Here is a 239-nt window from a genome sequence, read left to right on the forward strand (position 1 = left end):
GCCCACCCCTTCGCGGCCGATGTTGCCGGTGGCCATGGCCAGGTTGGCGATGCCCATGACCGAGGTGCTGCCCTGGCTGTGCTCAGTGACCCCCAGGCCGTAGTAGATCGCCGCGTTGCCGCCGGTGGCGTAGAGGCGTGCGGCGGCACGGATATCGGCGGCGGGCACGCCGCAGAGGGCGCCGAGCACTTCCGGCGAGTTGTCCGCGCGGCTGACGAAGGCGCTCCACAGGGCGAAGG

1 protein-coding gene is annotated in these 239 nt (G+C 72.0%); it reads right to left on the reverse strand.

The genetic code is table 11. The annotated features are described in order from the left end of the window. Nucleotides 1–239: hypothetical protein (locus SB756_RS34890; protein WP_410913859.1), on the reverse strand; the 239-nt coding region annotated here is incomplete at both ends.

It is taken from the genome of Pseudomonas sp. SIMBA_068 (assembly GCF_046534705.1).
Taxonomy (GTDB): domain Bacteria; phylum Pseudomonadota; class Gammaproteobacteria; order Pseudomonadales; family Pseudomonadaceae; genus Aquipseudomonas; species Aquipseudomonas putida.